The 1,313-nt window shown below is 76.6% G+C and carries 1 protein-coding gene and 2 pseudogenes; all 3 read right to left on the bottom strand.

Annotation, left to right across the window (positions count from 1 at the left end; all coding sequences use genetic code 11):
- A pseudogene (locus tag RH94_RS43365) lies at nucleotides 1-347 on the bottom strand (IMPACT family protein); the annotation flags it as partial.
- A 70-nt stretch (nucleotides 348-417) separates the two neighbouring features.
- Nucleotides 418-960, bottom strand: a complete 543-nt coding sequence (locus RH94_RS14600) for a SixA phosphatase family protein (protein ID WP_073948035.1) — start codon at nucleotides 958-960, stop codon at nucleotides 418-420.
- Nucleotides 957-1,313, bottom strand: a pseudogene (locus RH94_RS43370) (hypothetical protein); the annotation flags it as partial. The gene RH94_RS14600 and the pseudogene RH94_RS43370, both read right to left, overlap by 4 nt.

The following is a 1,313-nucleotide window of genomic DNA, read 5'->3' on the forward strand; positions in this document are numbered from 1 at the left end:
TAGGCCCGGATGAGTCCGCCCGCGCCGAGCTTGACGCCGCCGTAGTAGCGGGTGACGACGGCGACGACGTACCGCATGTCGCGGCGCAGCAGCATCTGGAGCATGGGGACGCCGGCGGTGCCGCCGGGTTCGCCGTCGTCGCTCGCCTTCTGGACACCGGCGTCGGCACCGATGACGTAGGCCCAGCAGTTGTGCGTGGCGTCCGCGTGCTCCTTGCGGACGGCGGCGATGAAGTCCTGGGCCTCCTGCTCGGTGGTCGCCGGGGCGAGCGCGCACAGGAAGCGGGAACGGTTGATCTCGGTCTCGTGCACGCCCGCGCGTGCGACTGTGCGGTACTCGTCCTGCATCCGCCCAGCCTATGCGGACCGGCCGGAGCGCCTCCGCCCGAGGTGCGGTTCCGGCGTCGGCAGGGTCCTCTCAGTGCTTCGCGCCCCGCGGCACCATGAAGTCGGTCAGGAGTGCGGCGCGGGGCGTGAGCGACCGCCAGCCGGGGCCGTGCCAGGACAGAACGGCGATCGCGGAGGTCGGGAACTTCACGCGGAGCCGGTCCAGCGTGTCGTCTAGGCCGTCCCCGGTCAGCTCCAGGACCAGGCGCTCCAGGCCCGGGTTGTGTCCGACGAGCAGCAGCGTCCCGACCTCGGGCGGCGCCTCGCGCACGGCCGCCAGCAGGTCGGGGACGTCGGCGGCGTACAGCTCGGGGGCGTAGCGCACGGGTGGCGGGGTGCCCCACTGGGCCGAGGCCAGCTCCCAGGTCTGGCGGGCGCGCAAAGCGGTGGAGCACAGAGCGAGGTCCGGCAGGCAGTCGGCCTCGGCGAGCGCGCGCCCCGCCGCGGGCGCGTCCCTCCGGCCGCGGGGCGCGAGCGGGCGGTCGTGGTCGGCGACGCCCTCGGGCCGGGCGGACTTGGCATGGCGCAGGACCACCAGGCGGCGCAGCGGGCCGGCTCCCGCGCGGGTGTTCACGCCGTACCGCCCAGGTCGTGGGTGAGGTCGAGGCCGAGCAGCCGGTCCGCGTACGCGTACGTCTCGAAGCGCGCCCCGTCCGCCAGGTCCGGGTGGGTCCCCACCCACTCCAGCACCCGCAGGACCGCCGGGACGTCCAGGTCGTCCTCCCAGGCGTCGCGCAGCCGGCCGCGCGCCTCGTCGGGGACCGGCCGCGAGGGCCGCCGCGCCCAGTCGGCGACCGCGCGGCGCCAGCGGGCGAGGGTCCGGCGGGCCTCGTCCAGCGCGGCGGCGTCGAGCCGTACGGGCGCGGTGCGGCCGCGGGCGAGCAGGGCCAGGCGCCAGGCGGCGGGGTCGTCGTCGGCCGCGGGCAC

The organism is Streptomyces kebangsaanensis, assembly GCF_001906585.1.
Classification (GTDB): Bacteria; Actinomycetota; Actinomycetes; order Streptomycetales; family Streptomycetaceae; genus Streptomyces; species Streptomyces kebangsaanensis.